We start from the raw sequence: 16,944 nt of genomic DNA, 5'->3' as shown, positions 1-16,944 counted from the left end.
CTGGGCCTGTGGCGGGGCCCGGCCTTCGCGGACGCGGCGGAGACGGCGTCCGGCGAGGCGGCGGCCGCCCGCCTGGACGAGCTGCGGTTCGCCGCGCTCGTCGCCCGCGCCGAGGCGGACCTGGCGCTCGGCCGCCATGACGCCGCCGTCGCCGAGCTGCGCGACCTGATCGCCCGGCATCCGCTGCGCGAGGACCTGCGGGCCCTGCTGATGCGGGCGCTCGCGGCGGGCGGGCGGCAGGCCGAGGCGCTCACGTTCTTCGAGGAGACCCGCGTCCTGCTCGCGGACGAGCTGGGCACCGACCCGTCGCCCGAGCTCATGGCCCTCCACCAGGCGCTCCTCCAGGGCGCGCCCGCCGGGCCGGTCCCGGCGGCGAGGCGTCCGCGGGTGGCGCGTCCGGGCACTCCGATCAGCGGTTTCGTCGGGCGGGACGACGATGTGGCGGGCGTCCTCGACGGCCTGGCGTCCGGGCGGCTCGTCACCCTCTTCGGGCCGGGCGGCGTCGGCAAGACGCGGCTGTCCGGCGAGGTCGCGCGGCGCTGGGACGGCGAGGTCGCGTTCGCGCCGCTCGCGCCCGTCGCCGATCCCGCGCAGGCGGTGCTCCAGGCCCTCGGCCTGCGCGAACGCGGCCTGCTGAGCGGCGGCGGCGCCGACCCCGACCCGGAGGAGCGCCTGGTCGCCGCGCTCGCCGAGCGGGACCTGCTGCTCGTCCTGGACAACTGCGAGCATGTCGTCGCGGACGCCGCGAACCTCGCCTGGCGGCTCCTGTCCGAGTGCCCTGACCTGCGGATCCTCGCGACGAGCCGGGAGCCGCTGGACGTGGACGGCGAGCGCCTGTGGCAGGTCCGGCCGCTCCCGCAGGACGACGCGGCGCGGCTGTTCGAGGAACGGGCCCGGGCCGCGCGCCGCGATGTCGTCCTGCCCGGACCGCTCGTCCGGAAGGTCTGCGCGGCCCTGGACGACCTGCCGCTCGCGATCGAGCTGGCGGCGGCCCGGCTGCGCACGCACGAGCTGTCCGACGTGGCGGAGCGCCTGGACGACCGGTTCGCGCTCCTCGCGCGCGGCAGCCGTACGGCCGACGCCCGGCACCGGACGCTGCGCGCGGTCGTCGACTGGAGCTGGGAGCTGCTCACCGAGGACGAGCGCGCCGCGGCACGCCGGTTCACCGTGTTCGCCGGGGGAGCGACCGCCGCGACGGCCTGGGCCGTCGCGCGCGCGGACGAGGAGACCCTCACGGCGCTCGCCGACCGCTCCCTTCTCGACTTCTCCCAGGGCCGCTACCGGATGCTGGAGACGATCCGCGCGTACGGGGCGGAGAAGCTGGACGAGGCGGGCGAGACGGACGAGATCCACGCCGCGCACGCCGCCCACCTGCTCGACCTCACCGCCGCCGCGGACCTGCTCGGAGCCGGGCAGCTCGCGGCGCTCGACCGGCTCGCCGCCGAGCACGACGACCTGTTCGCCGCGCTCCGCCGGGCCGTCGCCGCGGGCCGGGCGGACACCGCGTCCCGGCTGCTCACGGCCATGTCGGTCTACCTGTGGATCCGGGGCCTGTCGGTGTCGGCCGCCCCGCTCGCCGCCGCGATCCTGGATCTTCCGGACACCGGCCTTCCGCCCGAGGAGTACGCCGTCTGCGTCACGATCGCCGGGACGCACGCGACCGAGCGGCAGCGTGAGCGCGCCGGGCTGGCGCTCGCCGAGGCGGACCGGCCGCTGAAGAACTCGATGGCGGCGTTGCAGTGGCTGATGGGCTCGGTCGGCGGCGGCGACGTGAGCGTCCAGTTCAGGACGCTGATGGCCGAGCGTGAGAGCCCGGACCCGTGGGCGCGGTCGGCGGCGCACCTGATGTCGGGCTACCCGCAGCTCGCGCAGGGCGATCTCGCGCAGGCCGAGCAGGAGTACCAGACGGCCGCCGACGGCTTCCGCGGCCTGGGCGAGCGCTGGGGGACGGCGCTCGCGCTGGACGCCCTGGCCGGGCTCGCCGCGACGTCCGGGGACACCGTCCGCGCGATCGCCCTCACCGACGAGGCGCTGACGCTCGCCGGGGAGCTCGGCGCGGCCGACGACCTCGCCGACCTGCTCTGCAACCGGGGCGACCTGCGCGCACAGGACGATCCGGAGGCCGCCGCCGCCGACTACGCCGAGGCCGCCGCCGTGGCCCGCCGCGCCGGAAACGCCACCTACGTCGCGGCCGCCCTGCGCGGCCTAGCCGACATGGCCTTGGCCAAGGGCGACAAGGACGAGGCCCGGCGTCTCTACGAAGAAGCCTTGGACGGCTTCGATCCGACCTGGATCAAGAGCGTCGGAAACCGCGTCCGCACCCTCATCGGCCTGGGACGCATCGCCGAACCCGCCCCCAAGGCCGCTGACCTCTACCTTCATGCCGTCGAAGTGGCCGCCGTCATCGGCGCCCTCTCCGAAGCGGCGCGCGCGGTCGTCGCGCTCGCGCGCGTGCGCGAAGGCGAGGAGGCCGCGCGCCTGCTCGGCGCGGCGACCGTCCTACGCGGCATGGACGCGATCGGCGAACCCGACGTCACCGAGATCGAGCGGGCCACACGCGCGCGGATCGGCGACGACGTCTACGCGGTCGCGTACCGGGAGGGGCTGCGGCTCGGCCACGATGACGTCCTGCGGTTGGCGGGCCTGTCCGAGGAGATCGTCCGGAGCACGCCGCTGCACGTCCTGCCGGAGTTCTGAGCGCGGCGCGGCCGCCCGGACGGTGGCGGCGGTGAGCGGGCGGTGAGGTCGCGGTGAGCGGCCTCCCGCAGAGTCAGGGCCATGACGAAGAACATCCTGATCTCGGGCGCCTCGGTCGCCGGTCCCGCCCTCGCCTACTGGCTCCACCGCCACGGACACACGGTCACGATCGTCGAGAAGGCCGCCGAGCTGCGCGACGGCGGCTACGCCGTCGACTTCCGGGGCGAGGCGCACCTGCGGATCCTCCAGGAGATGGGCGTCCTCGACGACATCCGCCGCGAGCAGACCCACACGGGCGCGATGGTCTACGTGAACACCCGCGGGAAGAGGCTCGCGTCCATGCCCGCCGACCTGTTCGCGGGCGACGTGGAGATCCTGCGCGGCGACCTGGCCCGCATCCTGTTCGAGAAGACCGCGCCGTACACCCGGTACGTCTTCGGCGACTCGATCGCCCGCATGGACGAGGACGCGGACGGCGTCCACGTGACCTTCGACAGCGGCGCGGCCGGACGCTACGACCTGGTCATCGGCGCCGACGGCCTGCACTCCAACGTCCGGCGCCTCGCGTTCGGCCCCGAGCGGGACCACGTCTCCCACCTCGGCCTCTACTGCGCGATCTTCACCGTCCCGAACTACCTCGGCATCGACCACGCGGGGCTCGCGTTCACCACGCCGGGCAAGGTCGTCACGATGTACAGCGCGCGGGAGAACACCGAGGCCAAGGCCGTGTTCTACTTCGGCGCGCCGCTCACCGACATCGACCGCCGCGACGTCGAGGCCCAGAAGAGGATGCTCGCCGAGACGTTCGCGGGCAACGGCTGGGAGTCCGACCGGCTCCTCGGCATGATGGCGGACGCCTCCGACTTCTACTTCGACTCCGTCAGCCAGGTCCGCATGGACGGCTGGACGCGCGGCCGCGTCGCCCTCCTCGGGGACGCCGCGTACTGCCCGTCCTCGCTGTCCGGGATGGGCACGGGCCTGGCGATGGTCGCCGCGTACGTCCTCGCGGGCGAGCTGGCCGAGGCCGGCGGCGACCACGTGGCCGCGTTCGCCCGGTACGAGGAGGCGATGCGCGAGTACGTCGCGGGCTGCCAGAAGCAGGGGCAGGGCGTCGCGAGGCTGATGGTGCCGGAGAACCGGGTGATCGCGTGGCTGCTGCGGCAGAACTACAGGCTCATGCCCTACCTGCCGGGCAAGAAGATGATCGCCAACGGCGTCCGCAAGACGGCCGAGAACATCGTGCTGAAGACCTACCGGGTTCGCCGGTCGAGCCAGACCGGCACGAGCACGAGCGCGAGCAGCGCGGCCGTCACGGCGAACCCGCCCGAGTAGGACGTGACGGACACGACGATGCCGAACCCGACCGCGCCGACACCGATCCCCGCGTCGTACGCGATGTTCCACAGGGCGCTGACCGGGCCGAACTCCGGCCGGTCCACGCGGTCGAGCATCAGCGACAGCGTCGCGGTCTGCGCGATGCCGAACCCGGCGCCGAACAGCCCCGGGCCGAGGATCACCGCGACCGGGCTGCCCGTCCACACCAGCGTCGCGGCCCCGGACGCCGTGAGCAGCACCATCGGGACGAGCAGCGCCCGCGTCCCGTACCGGTCGGCGAACCGGCCGGACAGCCAGCGCGTGAACGGCGTCCCGAAGGACTGCGCCATGAGCGCCCCGGCCGCCATCCCCGCCGTCGCGCCGTGCACCGCGAGCGGCAGGAACGTCTGGAGCACGCCGGTGGCGAACGTGATCGCCGCGAACATGATCGCGAGCCGCGCCAGCTCCGGACGCCGGGCGGCGGCGAGCAGCCCGCCGTGCGTCCCGGGATCCCGGTGCCCGGCGGGCTCGTCCCCGCCGCAGGCGCCCGGCAGGCCCCGCAGGACGGCGAGGGGGACGAGCGCGACGACCGCCGCCGACACGAACACGACGTCGAAGCCCACGTGCCCGCTGAGCCAGAGCCCCAGGGGCAGGCAGGCCAGCGCGGGGATCCCGACCGAGACCCCGTACACGCCGAGCGCCTCGCCGCGGCGTTCGGGCGCGACGGTCTCGGCGGTGAGCGCGGTGCCCGCGACGACGAGGATCCCGAGGCCCGCGCCGCGCAGCGCGCAGGTCAGCAGCACGACGGGGAGCGTGCCCGACGCGAGCGGCAGCAGCGCCGGGAGCCCCATCAGGACGAGCCCGGCGCCGAGCGTCAGGCGGTAGCCGAAGCGGCTCGCCAGGCGCGGCGTCACCGGCTCCAGCAGGAGGGTCGCGAACATCATCGCGCCCGTGCTCAGCCCGGCCCCGAACCCGCCGCCGCCGTGCCGCGCGGCGAACAGCGGCATCGTCGACATCAGCAGGTAGCAGCTCGCCATGCCGCCGAGCGAGCAGGCCATCATCGTCACGAACGCCCTGGTGAAGATCGGCGGCCGGACGGCCTCCCGGACCGGGGCCTCCTGAACGCTCACGGCATGGCTCCTGGGGGCGAGGGGGTGGGCCTCCCATCGTCCGCCGCCCGGGACGAACCGGGGATCGGGCAATCGCCCTATTTTCCGCGTCCCGCCGCGGGTTCGCGGGGCCCGGGGGCTAAGCCGGGGCGCGGAGCGCGGCGGGGTCGACGACGTCCAGGACGGGGAGGAGGCGGCGCTCCTCGTCGGCGAAGTGGGCGTCGATCGCGACCGTCATCCGCTCGATCTCCGCCCGCCGCTCCTCGGGGTCGAGGTCCGCCCGGGCGCAGAGGGACTCCAGCTCGGCGCGCATCCCGGCGAGGACGGTGTGCTGGCGGCGCAGTTCGTCCAGCACCGGGGCGAGCGCCGGGTACAGGCGCTCGATGCGCGGGAAGACGCCCTCCTCCTTGCCGTGGTGCGACTCCAGGTCGCCGCAGACCGTCAGGCACCGGACGCGCAACTGCTCCAGCAGCGTCGGTGTGGGGCCGCCGCCGAACGCGGCCACTTCGAGCAGGTCGCCGAGCGCGGTCCGGAGGTCTTCGTGGATCCGGGCGAGCTCGGCGCCGATCGCGTTCTCGCGCCGCTCGTCCACGCGGTACAGGACGACGACGGGGAACCTCCGGGCCGTCCGCTCCCGGTATCCGGCGAACGCCTCGGACGCGTCGGCCATCCGGTCGTAGAGCCGGTCGCGGTCCTCGCCGTGCGCGGGGATCGCCGTCGCCGTGTACGTGGACGTCCCGATCTCGACGGTGACGCGCGGGTCCTCGACCAGGTTCCGGTACCAGAGCGGGTCGTGGTCGCTGCCCGCGTTCGTGGCGAAGACGACGGGACGCCCGTGGTCGTCCTCCTGGTAGGCGAGCGGCGCGGTCCGCGGCTCGCCGGACCGGGACCCGGTGGTGGTGAGCAGGAGCAGCGGCGTCCCGGCGAAGAACCCGCCGACCTTCCCGCCGTTGCCCCGGAACTCCTCGACGATCGGACGGTTGCGCTCGGTAAAGGTCATGCCCCTGGCCTCCGCGTAGGCTTGCCCCGGCGATTCATGTTTGCTTTGCAAGCAAATCTACTTTGGATGCAAAGGTATCTGTATGTCAACGGGCCAAGGGGCCGAGATCGAGGGGCCGGACGTCGAGGCCGGCATCCGGGCGATGCTGCTGCTCATGCCGCGCCTGGTCGGCCGGACCAAGCGGCTGCCGCCACCGGAGTCCCTCTCCGGGTTCGCGCTCGCGCCGCGCCACCTCTCGCTGCTCGGCTACCTGGTCTTCGACGGCCCGATGCCGGTGAACGCGCTGGCCGAGCGCCTGGAGGTCGCCCCGACGACGGTCAGCCTCATGGTCGGCGACCTCAGCCGCCAGGGCATCCTGGAGCGCCGCGCGGACGACGCCGACCGCCGCCGCACGATCGTCGCGATCGCCCCCGGCCACGTCGACGCCATCCACGGCTGGCTCGCGCGCGGCGCCGACGCCTGGCGCACCGCGCTGGAACCGCTCACGCCGTCCGAGCGCCGGGTCTTCATCGAGACCATCCGCCGCTACGAGGACGCGACCCGGGACCTCTGACCATGAGCGGGGCCCGGACGGGGGCGTCCGGGCCCCTGGGGGCTCCCGCCGGTCAGAAGTGGGTGCCGCCGTCGATGCGGATCTCGGTGCCCGTGACGAACGCGCCGTCGTCCGAGGCGAGCATCGCGACGACTCCCGCGACGGTCTCCGGGCCCGCGAAGCCCTGGCCGAGGGCGGGCGCGAGCTTGACGAACAGGCTCATGTCGGCGTCCTCGGGGAGGCCGGGGCCGCGTCCGGTGGTCATGCCGCTCTCGATCGAGCCGGGCGCGACCGACACCGCCCGCAGTCCCTGCTTGGCGTACTCGCTGGCCAGGACGTGCGTGAACGACTGGATCCCGCCCTTGGACGCGGCGTACGCGGCCATGTAGGGGTGCGCGAAGCTCGCCGAGGTCGACGAGAAGTTCACGACGACGCCCCGTCCGGTGGCGAGCAGTGCGGGCAGCGCCTCCCGCGTCACCAGGAACGTCCCGGTCAGGTTGACCTTCAGGACGGTGTTCCAGAAGTCGAGCGTGGTCTCGTGCGTGTGCGCGGAGCGGAGGATGCCCGCCGCGTTGACCAGCACGTCCAGCCCGCCCATGGCGGCCACGGCCGCGGCCACGCCGGACGCCACGGCGGCCTCGTCCGCGATGTCCAGGGGAGTGGTGGTGAGGCGGCCCGCGGTGCCGTTCGCGGCGGCCTGCGCGGCGGTCTCCTCGAGCCCGGCGGTGCTCACGTCGAAGCCGGTGACCCGCGCGCCCTCGCTCAGCAGGCGGTGCACGGTGGCGCGGCCGATGCCCGACCCGGCCCCGGTGACGATGACGCGGCGTCCCTCGAAGCGTTCCATGATCTCTTCCTCCATTGGCAGATCGTGTCTGTATGGCACAACGTGCCACACCTGCACTTTATGCCTACGATGGGGTCATGGAGGATCGCCGGACGTCCCTGACCGAGCGCCGCCGGGCCGCGACGCAGATGGAGATCGCGCTCGCGGCGGCCGAACTGTTCGCCGGACCCGGCGGCGCGGGCACCACGTCGGCGGACGTGACGGCCGAGGCGGTCGCGCGCCGCGCCGGGGTCGGGCTGCGCACCTTCTACCGGTACTTCCGCACCAAGGAGGACGCGATCGCGCCGCTGCTCGCGCAGGGCGCGGAGCGCTGGCTGCGGCTGCTCGCCGAGACGGCGCGGGAGATGCCGCTCCGGGACGCGCTGGTCACGGCGGCCGGACGCGCGCTCGCCCCCGCGGACGACGAAGGCCGCGAGTCCTGGACCTGGACCCGCGGCCTCCTCCGCGCCGCCCACGCCGACCCCGCGCTGCGCGCGGTGTGGCTGCGCGTGAACCACGACACCGAGGAGCGGCTCGTCCCGCTGCTCGCCGAGCTGACCGGGCGTCCCGCCGGGCTCGGCACGCGGCTGGCCGCCGCCGCCGCGAGCGCCGCGATCCGCGTCGCCGTCGAGACCTGGGCGCTCGGCGACGCGCCCGACTCGGGCCCGGGTTCCCCCGCCGACCTGGGCGTCCGCGCGATGCGCGACCTCACCGCGAACCTCGACGCCCTGGCCTGACCGCGCCCGGCCCCGGACCGCGCGCCCGGCCTCCCAGACCGCGCGCCCGGCCCCCCGGACCGGGCGCGCGGTCTGGGAGGCCGCGATCCTGGACGTGCCAGGGCCGGGGTCAGGAGCGGGCGCGCTGGATCAACCGGGCTCCCGTGACGATCCGGTAGATCCCGTACAGGACCGGGCCCCACGCGACGATGTACACGCCGCCGTGGGACGCCGCGTTCGAGTAGGTGATCAGGGACAGCAGCAGCCCGCCGATCAGCCACGCGGCGCCGAAGCCGACACCGCGGCGGCCCTTGGTCTCCCAGATCTCCCGCTGCTCGTCGGTGACCCGCGTGTACGCGGGCGCGGGCGCCGCGTACGGCGGAGGTTTCTGCTGGGGTGGGGGGTTCTCGGACATGGTTCTCCTTACTGGACGGGGCGGCCGAGCGCCTGGACGTTGGTGATGATCCGGTCCATGAACGGGTCGCGCCCGTCCTTCAGGACGAGGGGGACGGCGAAGGGCGCGCCCCGGGACGGCGTGATCGTGTAGCCGAGCACCTTGCCCTCCCGGCCCTGGTCGCGCCGCTCGTAGAGCGGGCTGAGACCGGTGATGTCCTGCCAGGTGAACGCGTCCTGCCGGGTGCGCCGCGCGAACACCAGGCCGTTCTCGTAGAGGTAGTGGGCACGTCCGCCCTGGGCCAGGCCCCGGATCGTGTAGCCGACGCCCCAGACGAGCCCGAAGAGCAGCGGCAGGTGCACGGCGTAGGCGATCTGGTGCAGGGACGAGAGGAACGACGCGCTCTTGGTCAGCTCGAACAGGCCCCACATGAGCAGGACGCACACGACCGAGGTGACCACGCCGATGATCGTCATCGACGCGGTGGTGAGCTGGCGCCGGACGTCCACCAGGGCGCCGAGGCCGCGGTCGGCGGCGAGCCGGGTGACGGGGTCCGGTACGGGGCCGGGGGACGCCTGCGGGGTTCGGTAACCGTCCGCGTCCGGGCCGGGGATGGCGCCTTCCACGTGAGCCTCCGGTGGTCAGGGTCCTCATGACCCGACCACCGTGGCAGCGGGTGGTACACGTCCGGTACGCGCGGCTCGCCGTCCCGCGCGCCGGGGCCGGGCGCGGGCTCCACCGGGGGCTACCTGGCCGGGACCGGCCCGGTCACTCGGCCGGGACCGGCCCGGTCACTCGGCCGGGACCGGCCCGGTCACTCGGCCGGGACCGGACCCGCCTACTTGGCCGGGACCGGACCCTCCAGGTTCTTGGTGAACCAGGTCAGGATGTCCGGGAGGAGCTTCTGGAGGTCGGCGGTGTAGTGCCCGCCGTTCTTCTGGATCTCCACCTGGACGGTCGTGGGCGGCCGGACGATCTGCTTGAACGCCATGATCCGCTCCTTGTCGGACCGGAACAGCTTGCGGTCGCCCGCGAGGAGGAACAGCCGGACGTCCGGGCGCTTCTTGACCATCTCGGTCGGGCTGTTGGCGCTCATCTGCTGCGGCGTCCAGCGCGGCCCGGCCTGCGGCTCGGGGGCGAAGTACCCGGCCCACGACATGGCCGACCGGTAGCGGTCGGGGTGCTGGAGGGCCAGTTTCACCGCGCAGAACGCGCCGGACGACGCGCCGCCGAGCCCCCAGCCGTCGCGTCCGGGCAGCGTCCGGAAGTTGGCCTTGACCATCCGGTAGACGTCGTCGCCGAGGAACGTGCCCATCTTCGGCATGCCGGGGATGTCGCTGCACTCGGTGTCCTGGCGCGTCGACATCTGGAGGACCGGCATGACCATGATGAAGGGGTGCGCCTTGTGCCGCTTCCGCATCTGGACGGCGACCTTCTGGATGGGCTCGACCTCTTCGTGCGCCCAGAAGTTGTAGTTCACGCCGGTGTTGCCGGTGTAGAGCGTCAGGACCGGGAAGCCGCTCTTGGCGTAGCGCTTGTCCTTGTACTCGGGCGGCAGCCACACCCACACCTTGCCGGTGACGCCGGACTTCGCGCCCTTGAGCGTGGTGACCATGATCGGGCCGCCGGAGGTGTTGTGCGAGAACCTGAAGTGGGCCTTCGGGCCGGTCGGCATCACGACGGGCGGCTCGGTGCGCCCGGCGGGAGCCGCGGGCGCGGGCGTCGTGGACGGCGGCGGCGCGGCCTTGGCGCCGCTCGAAGAGCAGCCCGCGGCCGTCGACGCCACGAGCGCGGCGGTGAGGAGCGCTGCCCCGACAGCGCGCGTCCTCGGTCGTGGTTCCATTTGTGGCCTCCCCGTAGGCCGTCTTCTGCTTGTCCGGAAACAAGTCACAGAAGCACACGAACTGGCTGGAGCATAGGGGCGGCCGGGCGAAAGGCGAAAGTTCCGCCGATGGTCACCTATCCGTACGCACCGGGTGAGGGGCCTGTTTCGGCCCCTGTCCGGCGCGAACCATGCCTATCGGTATTTGCATCATCGCGCAACTACGGATCCCGGAGGGGCCGGGAGGGCGCGCGCCCAGGTCAGGGGGTGAGAAGGCGGGTGATCAGGTCGTCCATGGCCGCGCCGGTCTCCGCGCGGGCGGCGGCCTGGTCGGGGGCCACGGCGATCGCGGCCCCGGCCTGGTTGGCCGCGCCGAACAGGAGATGGGCCAGCGCGTCGGCGCGTCCGGCCGGGACGAGCCCCTGCCGCTCGGCCTCCCGCAGCCCGGCGCGCAGCTGCTTGCGCGCGCAGTAGGGGTCGTCGAACGTGACCGATCTCTCCCAGCCGAGGACGAGCGGACCCTCCCGCAGCAGGACGCGCTGGACGTGCGGCTCGAGGCAGGCGTCCAGGTAGGCGGCCATCCCGGCGCGCAGCCGGCCGGCCGGGGTGGGCTCGGCGGCCCGCGCGGCGGCGGCGCAGCGCTCCGCGACCTCCCGCTGGACCCCCTGGTAGGCGGCCTCGAACAGGGCCTCCTTGTCGGCGAAGTGGTGGTAGAGCGCGCCCCGCGTGACGCCCGCCGCCTTCACCACCGCCGTCGTGGACGTCCCGGCGAAGCCGTGCTCGGTGAACAGGGCGACGGCCGTGTCCACCAGGCGCCGCCGGGTCGCGTCGCCCTGTTCGGCCTTCTTGCTCATGCGCGCTCGCTCATGCGCACATGGTAGGGACCGGTGCACGCGGACCTATCCGCCGTGGACGTTCACCTCGGCGGGGAGGCCCAGCACGGACGCGTCGAGGCGTCCGGTCGCGACGAGGACGAAGCGGTGCGGGTCGCCGGTCACGACCGTCCCGCCGCCGCCGACCTCCGCCTCGGGGAAGCCGTCCAGGCGGAGCGTGACCGCGACGCGGCCCTCCAGCTCGTCGCGCAGCCAGGACAGCGCCGCGTCGAGCCCCGGCCCCGTCTCGGCCGGGCGCCCGAGCGCGGCGCGGACGTCGTCGGTGTGCACGTAGGCGTCGTACCAGAGCATCGTGACGCCGTTGCCGATCGTCCGGTCGACGGGGCCGGGCGCGGCCCACAGCTCGTCGGTCAGCCGGGCGAACCGGGGTTCGAGCCTGTCGACCGCGGCGCGCAGTGCCGTGGCGTGCTCGGCGGGGGTGCCGCCGCGCAGCGCGGCGGCCTGGTCGTCGGGGGAGCGGTCTCCGGGGGTTCCGGTGATGACGTCCACGACGTTGCCGAGCACGTGCGCGGCGACGTCCCGGACGAGCCATCCGTCGCACCGGGTGGGGGCGTTCCACTCCGCGTCGGACAGGCCGCCGATGAGGTCGGCGAAGGCGCGGAACTCGGCCATGAGGCCCTGGACCGTCGTGTCGCGGTCGAGTCGTCGGATCATGCCGCGACCATACATACATGCAGTCTGTATGTGAAGGGGTGGGGAGAACCCGAAAGGCGATCCGGTGGAAGGCCCCGTTCCGGCCGGAGCCCCCGCGCGATGAGATCTGGGTATGACGTTCGCCAGCGCCCACGCCGCCGCCCCGCAGGGAATGCCCCCTGGTCACCCGGGGTACCCGCCGCCCATGCCGCCCGCCGTCGAGCTCCGGTCCGTCGCGCGCCGGTACGGGTCGGGCGACACGTCCGTCACCGCCCTGGACGACGTGAGCATCGCGTTCCCGCCCGGCACCTGGACGGCCGTCATGGGCCCGTCCGGATCCGGCAAGTCCACGCTCCTGCACTGCGCCGCCGGACTCGACCGCGCCGACGAGGGACAGATCATCCTCGCCGGACGCGACATCACGCGCGCGCCCGAGCACGTCCTCACCGAGCTGCGCCGCCGCTCCCTCGGCTTCGTCTTCCAGAACTTCAACCTCGTCGGCGCGCTCACCGCCGAGCAGAACGTCGCGCTCCCCATGCGCCTCGCCGGGGTGCGGCTCGACCGCCGCGCGGTGAAGCGGGCGCTCGCCGACGTCGGCCTCGGCGACCGCGGGAACCACCGTCCGCGCGAGCTGTCCGGCGGCCAGCAGCAGCGTGTCGCCATCGCGCGCGCCCTGGTGACCCGTCCGGCCGTCCTGTTCGCGGACGAGCCGACCGGCGCGCTCGACTCCCGCTCCGCCCGCACCGTCCTGGAGCTGATGCGCACCGTCGTGGACGAGCGCACCGGGCAGGACGGCGCCGCGCCCCAGTGCATCGTCATGGTCACGCACGACCCGGTCGCCGCCGCGGCCGCCGACGCCGTGGTGTTCCTCCGCGACGGCCGCCTGGTCGACCGGCTGGCCGGGGCGTCCGCCCGCCAGGTCGCCGACCGCCTCGCGACCCTGGAGGACTGACCATGTGGCGGATGTCGTGGAGCACCTTCCGCGAGCGCTGGACGCTGTTCGCGGGCGCGCTGCTCACCGTGGTCTTCGGGGTCGGGCTCCTCCAGGCGTCGATCATGGTGTCGCTCGGGGCGGAGCACCCGAGGATCCCGGCCGGATCGACGCCGGGCGAGACCGCCCGGATCAAGGACGCCTACGAGGGGGCCGGGTCGCTGCTCGGCATGACGGCGATGCTCGCGTGCTTCCTCGCCGTGTTCATCATCGGCTCGACCTTCGCGTTCACCGTCGCGCAGCGCCGCGCCGACCTCGCGCTCCTGCGCACCCTCGGCGCCAGCCGCCCCCAGGTGGTGACGCTGCTGTTCGGCGAGGCGCTGCTGCTCGGGCTGCTCGGCTCGGCGGGCGGGATCCTGTTCGGGATCCCGCTGATGTGGGCCCAGGCGTACCTGCTGACCAGCAACGGGATCCTGCCCGACTCGTTCGCGCCGCACTGGGACAACGGCGTCCTCCTCGGGTCGGTGGCCGCGGGTGTCGGGATGGCGCTGACCGGCTCGATCGCCGCGACGCTCCGGGCGGCGCGGGTCCGCCCGCTGGAGGCGCTGCGCGACATCGGAGGCGCCGCGCGGATCATGACGCCCGGCCGGTGGATCTGGGGCGTGGGCATGCTCGCCCTGTCCGTGGCGATGGTCGCGATGGAGGGCGGCGCCGACTTCCTCGGCGCGATGCTGATCGCGATGGGCGTGTCCTTCTCCGGGGCGATCGGGCTGAGCGCGCTGAGCCCCCTCGTCGTCCCGCTGGCCGGGCACCTGCTGCGTCCCTTCACCCGGTTCGGGCCGCTCGCCGAGCTCGCCCAGGCCAACCTGCGGGACGGCAAGCGCCGCGCCGCCGCGACCGCCGCCCCGATGATCGTCCTGACCGCGCTGGTCGTCGGGCTCACCGCGATGCTCGGCACGCAGGCGAAGGCGGGCGGCGTGGACGTCAAGCGCAAGATCGTCGGCGAGTACGTCGTGACGTCCAACGGGGTGGACGCCAGGAGGATCGCGTCGGTGCCGGGCGTGGCGGCGTCGTCCACGGCCGTCACCGCCGACATCTCGCTCACGGTCACCGAGAACAACGGCACCAAGCGGGGGTACCGCAAGAAGGTGCAGGCCGGGATCATCGCGATCGACCCGGCCGCCTACCAGGCCACGCACACCTCGCGCCCCGTCTCCGGATCGCTGGACGCGCTGCGCGGGAACGCCGTCGTCGCGGGCCCCGGCTCGGCCGAGGACGGCGTCCGGCGCGGCTCGACCGCCGTCGCCGACCTCGGCGACCGGAAGGTGAGGCTCAAGGTCGTCGCGCGGATGCCCGCCACCCTGGAGAACAACGCGGACGCGTTCTTCGTCCCGAACTGGCTGCTCTCGGAGGACATGCTCGCCAAGGCGGAGGCCGAGACCACCGTCAAGGTCGCGTCCGGCACGTCCCCGGCGGACGTCGCGAACCGGCTCCGGGACCTGCGGATCGGCAAGGTCCAGACGGTCTCCGCGTGGGCGGACGCGCGGGTCGGCGAGCAGATGAAGCAGAACAACAGCGTGATGATGGTCCTCATGGGCCTGTCGGCGGTCTACGCGATCGTCGCGATCATCAACGCCATGGTCATCGCCGGGACCGAGCGCCGCCGCGAGTTCGCCGTCGCGCGGCTGACCGGGCTGTCGCGTCGCCAGGTCGTCCGGTCCGCGCTGCTGGAGGCGTCCGGGGTGACGCTGATCGGGGTCGGGCTCGGCCTGGTGGTCGCGCTCGCGGCGCTCGGCGGATTCCTGTTCGGGCCGGACGGGCTGGAGGTCCTCTCCGTCCCGTGGACGCTGATCGTCCTGATCGTCCTCGGCGCCTTCGGGATCTCGACGCTGACCAGCACGTTCACCACCCGGGCGGCGACCCGCCCGGCGCCCGTCACGCTCGCCGCCGCCCGCGAGTGACCGGGCTCCGCCCGCGAGTCACAGGCCTCCGTCCGCCCGCCGCCCGGCTTCGGGGTACGGGCGGCGGGCGGACGGTTTCGGATGCGGCCGGGCGGCCGGCGGACCACGGACGAGGCGGGACGCATCGCGCCTAGCATGAACGGGTGGACATCCTGGAGCCGGACGAGTGGCGGGCGCGCGCCGAAGCGCACCGCCGCCGCGTCGACACCTGGCTCGGACCGCACCTGGAGCGCCGCAGGCGCGGCGAGAAGCACCCGGTCGAGGACTTCCTGTTCACCTACTACAGCCACCGGCCGAACCGGCTCCAGCAGTGGCATCCCGGCGCCTTCGTCGAACTCGCGGGCGCCCGCGATCACGGCCGCGACTACGTGGACACCGATCGCGGCGTGACGGTCGACGTGGACGGCCTGGTCGGACGGCGCCGCTCGTCGATCGAGTGGACGGCCACGCTCCTCGCCCGGACGGCGTCCCGCCCGGCCCAGTTCGGCTGCTTCGGCCTGCACGAGTGGGCCATGGTCTACCGGGCCCCCGAGGTGCGGCACGCGGCCTGGCCGATGCGGCTGCCCGCCGCCGAGATCGCCGGGATCGTCGAGGAGCGCGGCGTCCGGTGCAGCCACTACGACGCGTTCCGGTTCTTCACCGGGCCCGCGCGCCCGCTGAACGTGCTCCAGCCGACCCGCGAGACCCAGCACGAGCTGGAGCAGCCCGGCTGCCTCCACGCCACGATGGACCTCTACAAGTGGGCGTACAAGCTGTCGCCGCTCGTGCCGTCCGAGCTGGTCGCCGACTGCTTCGAGCTCGCCCGCGACGTCCGCGCGGTGGACATGCGGGCCAGCCCCTACGACCTGGCCGATCTCGGGTACCCGCCCGTCCGGATCGAGACGGCGGAGGGCCGCGCCGAGTACGCGGCCCTCCAGCGGGACTTCACCCGACGCGCGGAGCCCCTGCGCGGCCGCCTGCTGGCGGCCTGCGAGGGGCTGCTCGCGGTGCCGGTCTAGCCGCACGGTCAGTCGCGGGCGGCGAGGGTCCGGGTCGGGTCCGCGCGGAGGGCGGCGCGGGCGGGGAGCGCGGTCGCGGCGAGCGCCAGCAGGGTCGCCGTCGCGATGATCCCGACCACGCCGAGCGCCGGGACGTGCGGGGCCGACGCGCCGGTCATGCCCGCGCTGTAGTTGACCAGCGTCCAGAACGTGATCGCCGTGCCGAGGACGGTCCCGACCACCGCGACGGCCAGGGTCTCCCAGCGCAGCATCCGCAGCACCTGGCGGCGGGTCGCGCCCGCCAGCCGCAGCAGCGCCAGCTCGCGGGAGCGGCCCGCGACGGCCATCGCGAGGGTGTTGACCATGGCGATCCCCGCGAAGGCGACGATCAGCCCGAGCGCCAGGTAGTTCACGGCGGACGCCCCGTTCGCGCCCTTGTTCGCCTCGGCCGGGGTGGCGAGCGCGATCCCCGGCGGCAGCGCCCGGCGCAGCGTGTCGGCGCGGACGCCCGGCGCGGACACCAGCACCGTCCCCATCGGGGAGTCGGAGTGCGCCGCGACCAGGTCGTACGGCAGCGTCAGGTCCCCGAAGCCGAGGCCGCGAGCGTAGACGGCGACGACCTTCTGCGTGACGCGGGTGCCGTCCGGGAGCGCGAAGGCGACGTCGTCGCCGACCTTCATGCCGATCCCGGAGCGGACGGCCATCGTGCCGGCGCCGAGGCGGTCGAGCGAGCCGTCCCGGACGTCCAGGTCCATGGTCGAGGAGAGGCCCGCCGGGGTGACGCCCTGCACGCTGTACGGGCTGTTCATGGCACGGACGCGGCTGTGGACGACCTCGGTGACCGCCCGCACGCCCGCCACGCCGCGCAGCGCCTCCGCCGCCGGGGCCGGGACGGCCGGGCCGAGCCGGAAGTCGGCGATCGTGCCGGTCCGGGCCTGCGCCTCGGCGGCGCCGGTCAGCGTGGACTGCGCGAACAGCAGCGTCCCGGACATCGCGATCATCAGCGTCAGCGGGGTGATCACCGCGGCGAGGCGGCGCGCGGACGTCCGCAGGTTGGCGGCGGCGAGCTCGCCCGTCCCGCCGGACGCCCGCAGCGGGACGGCGGCCACGGCGACCGCGGCCCGCGCCAGCGGCGGCCCGAG

General features: G+C 74.2%; 16 protein-coding genes. 7 read left to right on the top strand and 9 right to left on the bottom strand.

Annotation, left to right across the window (positions count from 1 at the left end; translation table 11 throughout):
* The coding region (locus EBO15_RS38910; protein ID WP_147481854.1) for an ATP-binding protein at positions 1-2,697 on the top strand (2,697 nt) is incomplete at its 5' end.
* Between the two features lie 81 nt (positions 2,698-2,778).
* A complete protein-coding gene (locus EBO15_RS38905) occupies positions 2,779-4,029 on the top strand; it encodes an FAD-dependent monooxygenase (protein WP_122199483.1) in 1,251 nt (416 codons plus the stop codon).
* On the opposite strand, the gene EBO15_RS38900 is transcribed toward EBO15_RS38905, so the two are convergent.
* Together EBO15_RS38900 and EBO15_RS38895 are read right to left on the bottom strand one after the other, a co-directional pair.
* Entirely contained in the window at positions 3,948-5,141 is a 1,194-nt protein-coding gene (locus tag EBO15_RS38900; protein WP_122199482.1) for an MFS transporter, read from the bottom strand. The genes EBO15_RS38905 and EBO15_RS38900 overlap by 82 nt on opposite strands.
* Positions 5,142-5,259: 118 nt before the next feature.
* Entirely contained in the window at positions 5,260-6,120 is an 861-nt protein-coding gene (locus EBO15_RS38895) for a nitroreductase/quinone reductase family protein (protein ID WP_122199481.1), read from the bottom strand.
* 82 nt (positions 6,121-6,202) lie between these two features.
* Between EBO15_RS38895 and EBO15_RS38890 the strand changes: the two genes are divergently transcribed.
* Entirely contained in the window at positions 6,203-6,673 is a 471-nt protein-coding gene (locus EBO15_RS38890; protein WP_122199480.1) for a MarR family transcriptional regulator, read from the top strand.
* A 52-nt stretch (positions 6,674-6,725) separates the two neighbouring features.
* Here the strand turns inward: EBO15_RS38890 and EBO15_RS38885 are convergent, their stop codons facing one another.
* A complete protein-coding gene (locus EBO15_RS38885; protein ID WP_233616763.1) occupies positions 6,726-7,511 on the bottom strand; it encodes an SDR family NAD(P)-dependent oxidoreductase in 786 nt (261 codons plus the stop codon).
* Between the two features lie 62 nt (positions 7,512-7,573).
* On the opposite strand from EBO15_RS38885, the gene EBO15_RS38880 reads away from it, so the two are divergent.
* Positions 7,574-8,212: a TetR/AcrR family transcriptional regulator gene (locus EBO15_RS38880; RefSeq protein WP_122199478.1), complete on the top strand. Its 639-nt coding sequence runs from the start codon at positions 7,574-7,576 to the stop codon at positions 8,210-8,212.
* A 109-nt stretch (positions 8,213-8,321) separates the two neighbouring features.
* Here EBO15_RS38880 and EBO15_RS38875 read toward each other — a convergent pair whose 3' ends face one another.
* From EBO15_RS38875 to EBO15_RS38855, 5 genes are all read right to left on the bottom strand, one after another.
* Complete coding sequence (locus EBO15_RS38875) at positions 8,322-8,606, bottom strand: hypothetical protein (RefSeq protein ID WP_122199477.1); 285 nt, start codon at positions 8,604-8,606, stop codon at positions 8,322-8,324.
* Between the two features lie 8 nt (positions 8,607-8,614).
* On the bottom strand, positions 8,615-9,211 hold the full coding sequence (locus tag EBO15_RS38870) for a hypothetical protein (protein ID WP_122199476.1): 597 nt from the start codon (positions 9,209-9,211) through the stop codon (positions 8,615-8,617).
* A 212-nt stretch (positions 9,212-9,423) separates the two neighbouring features.
* Complete coding sequence (locus EBO15_RS38865; RefSeq protein WP_122199475.1) at positions 9,424-10,428, bottom strand: alpha/beta hydrolase; 1,005 nt, start codon at positions 10,426-10,428, stop codon at positions 9,424-9,426.
* Positions 10,429-10,667: 239 nt separating this feature from the next.
* Positions 10,668-11,261 (bottom strand): TetR/AcrR family transcriptional regulator, encoded by a 594-nt coding sequence (locus EBO15_RS38860; RefSeq protein WP_122199474.1) that lies wholly within the window; start codon positions 11,259-11,261, stop codon positions 10,668-10,670.
* Positions 11,262-11,306: 45 nt separating this feature from the next.
* Positions 11,307-11,954 carry a maleylpyruvate isomerase family mycothiol-dependent enzyme gene (locus EBO15_RS38855; protein WP_122199473.1) on the bottom strand — a complete coding sequence of 216 codons (648 nt, stop codon included), beginning with the start codon at positions 11,952-11,954 and terminating at the stop codon, positions 11,307-11,309.
* A gap of 112 nt (positions 11,955-12,066) precedes the next feature.
* Here EBO15_RS38855 and EBO15_RS38850 point away from each other — a divergent pair, with 112 nt between their 5' ends.
* The 3 genes from EBO15_RS38850 (at position 12,067) to EBO15_RS38840 (ending at position 15,823) form a co-directional block, all read left to right on the top strand.
* On the top strand, positions 12,067-12,885 hold the full coding sequence (locus tag EBO15_RS38850) for an ABC transporter ATP-binding protein (protein ID WP_378237936.1): 819 nt from the start codon (positions 12,067-12,069) through the stop codon (positions 12,883-12,885).
* Between the two features lie 11 nt (positions 12,886-12,896).
* Positions 12,897-14,825 carry an FtsX-like permease family protein gene (locus EBO15_RS38845; RefSeq protein WP_158628477.1) on the top strand — a complete coding sequence of 643 codons (1,929 nt, stop codon included), beginning with the start codon at positions 12,897-12,899 and terminating at the stop codon, positions 14,823-14,825.
* A gap of 143 nt (positions 14,826-14,968) precedes the next feature.
* Positions 14,969-15,823, top strand: coding sequence for a 3-methyladenine DNA glycosylase (locus tag EBO15_RS38840; protein WP_122199470.1), 855 nt, complete (start codon positions 14,969-14,971; stop codon positions 15,821-15,823).
* A gap of 8 nt (positions 15,824-15,831) precedes the next feature.
* Here the strand turns inward: EBO15_RS38840 and EBO15_RS38835 are convergent.
* On the bottom strand, positions 15,832-16,944 hold a 1,113-nt coding region (locus EBO15_RS38835; RefSeq protein WP_122199469.1), incomplete at its 5' end, for an ABC transporter permease.

The sequence above is a fragment of the Actinomadura harenae genome, assembly GCF_003696215.1.
GTDB classification, from domain to species: Bacteria; Actinomycetota; Actinomycetes; order Streptosporangiales; family Streptosporangiaceae; genus Spirillospora; species Spirillospora harenae.
The sequence above is the reverse complement of the archived record's forward strand: the minus strand, read 5'-3'. Positions and strand labels throughout refer to the sequence as shown.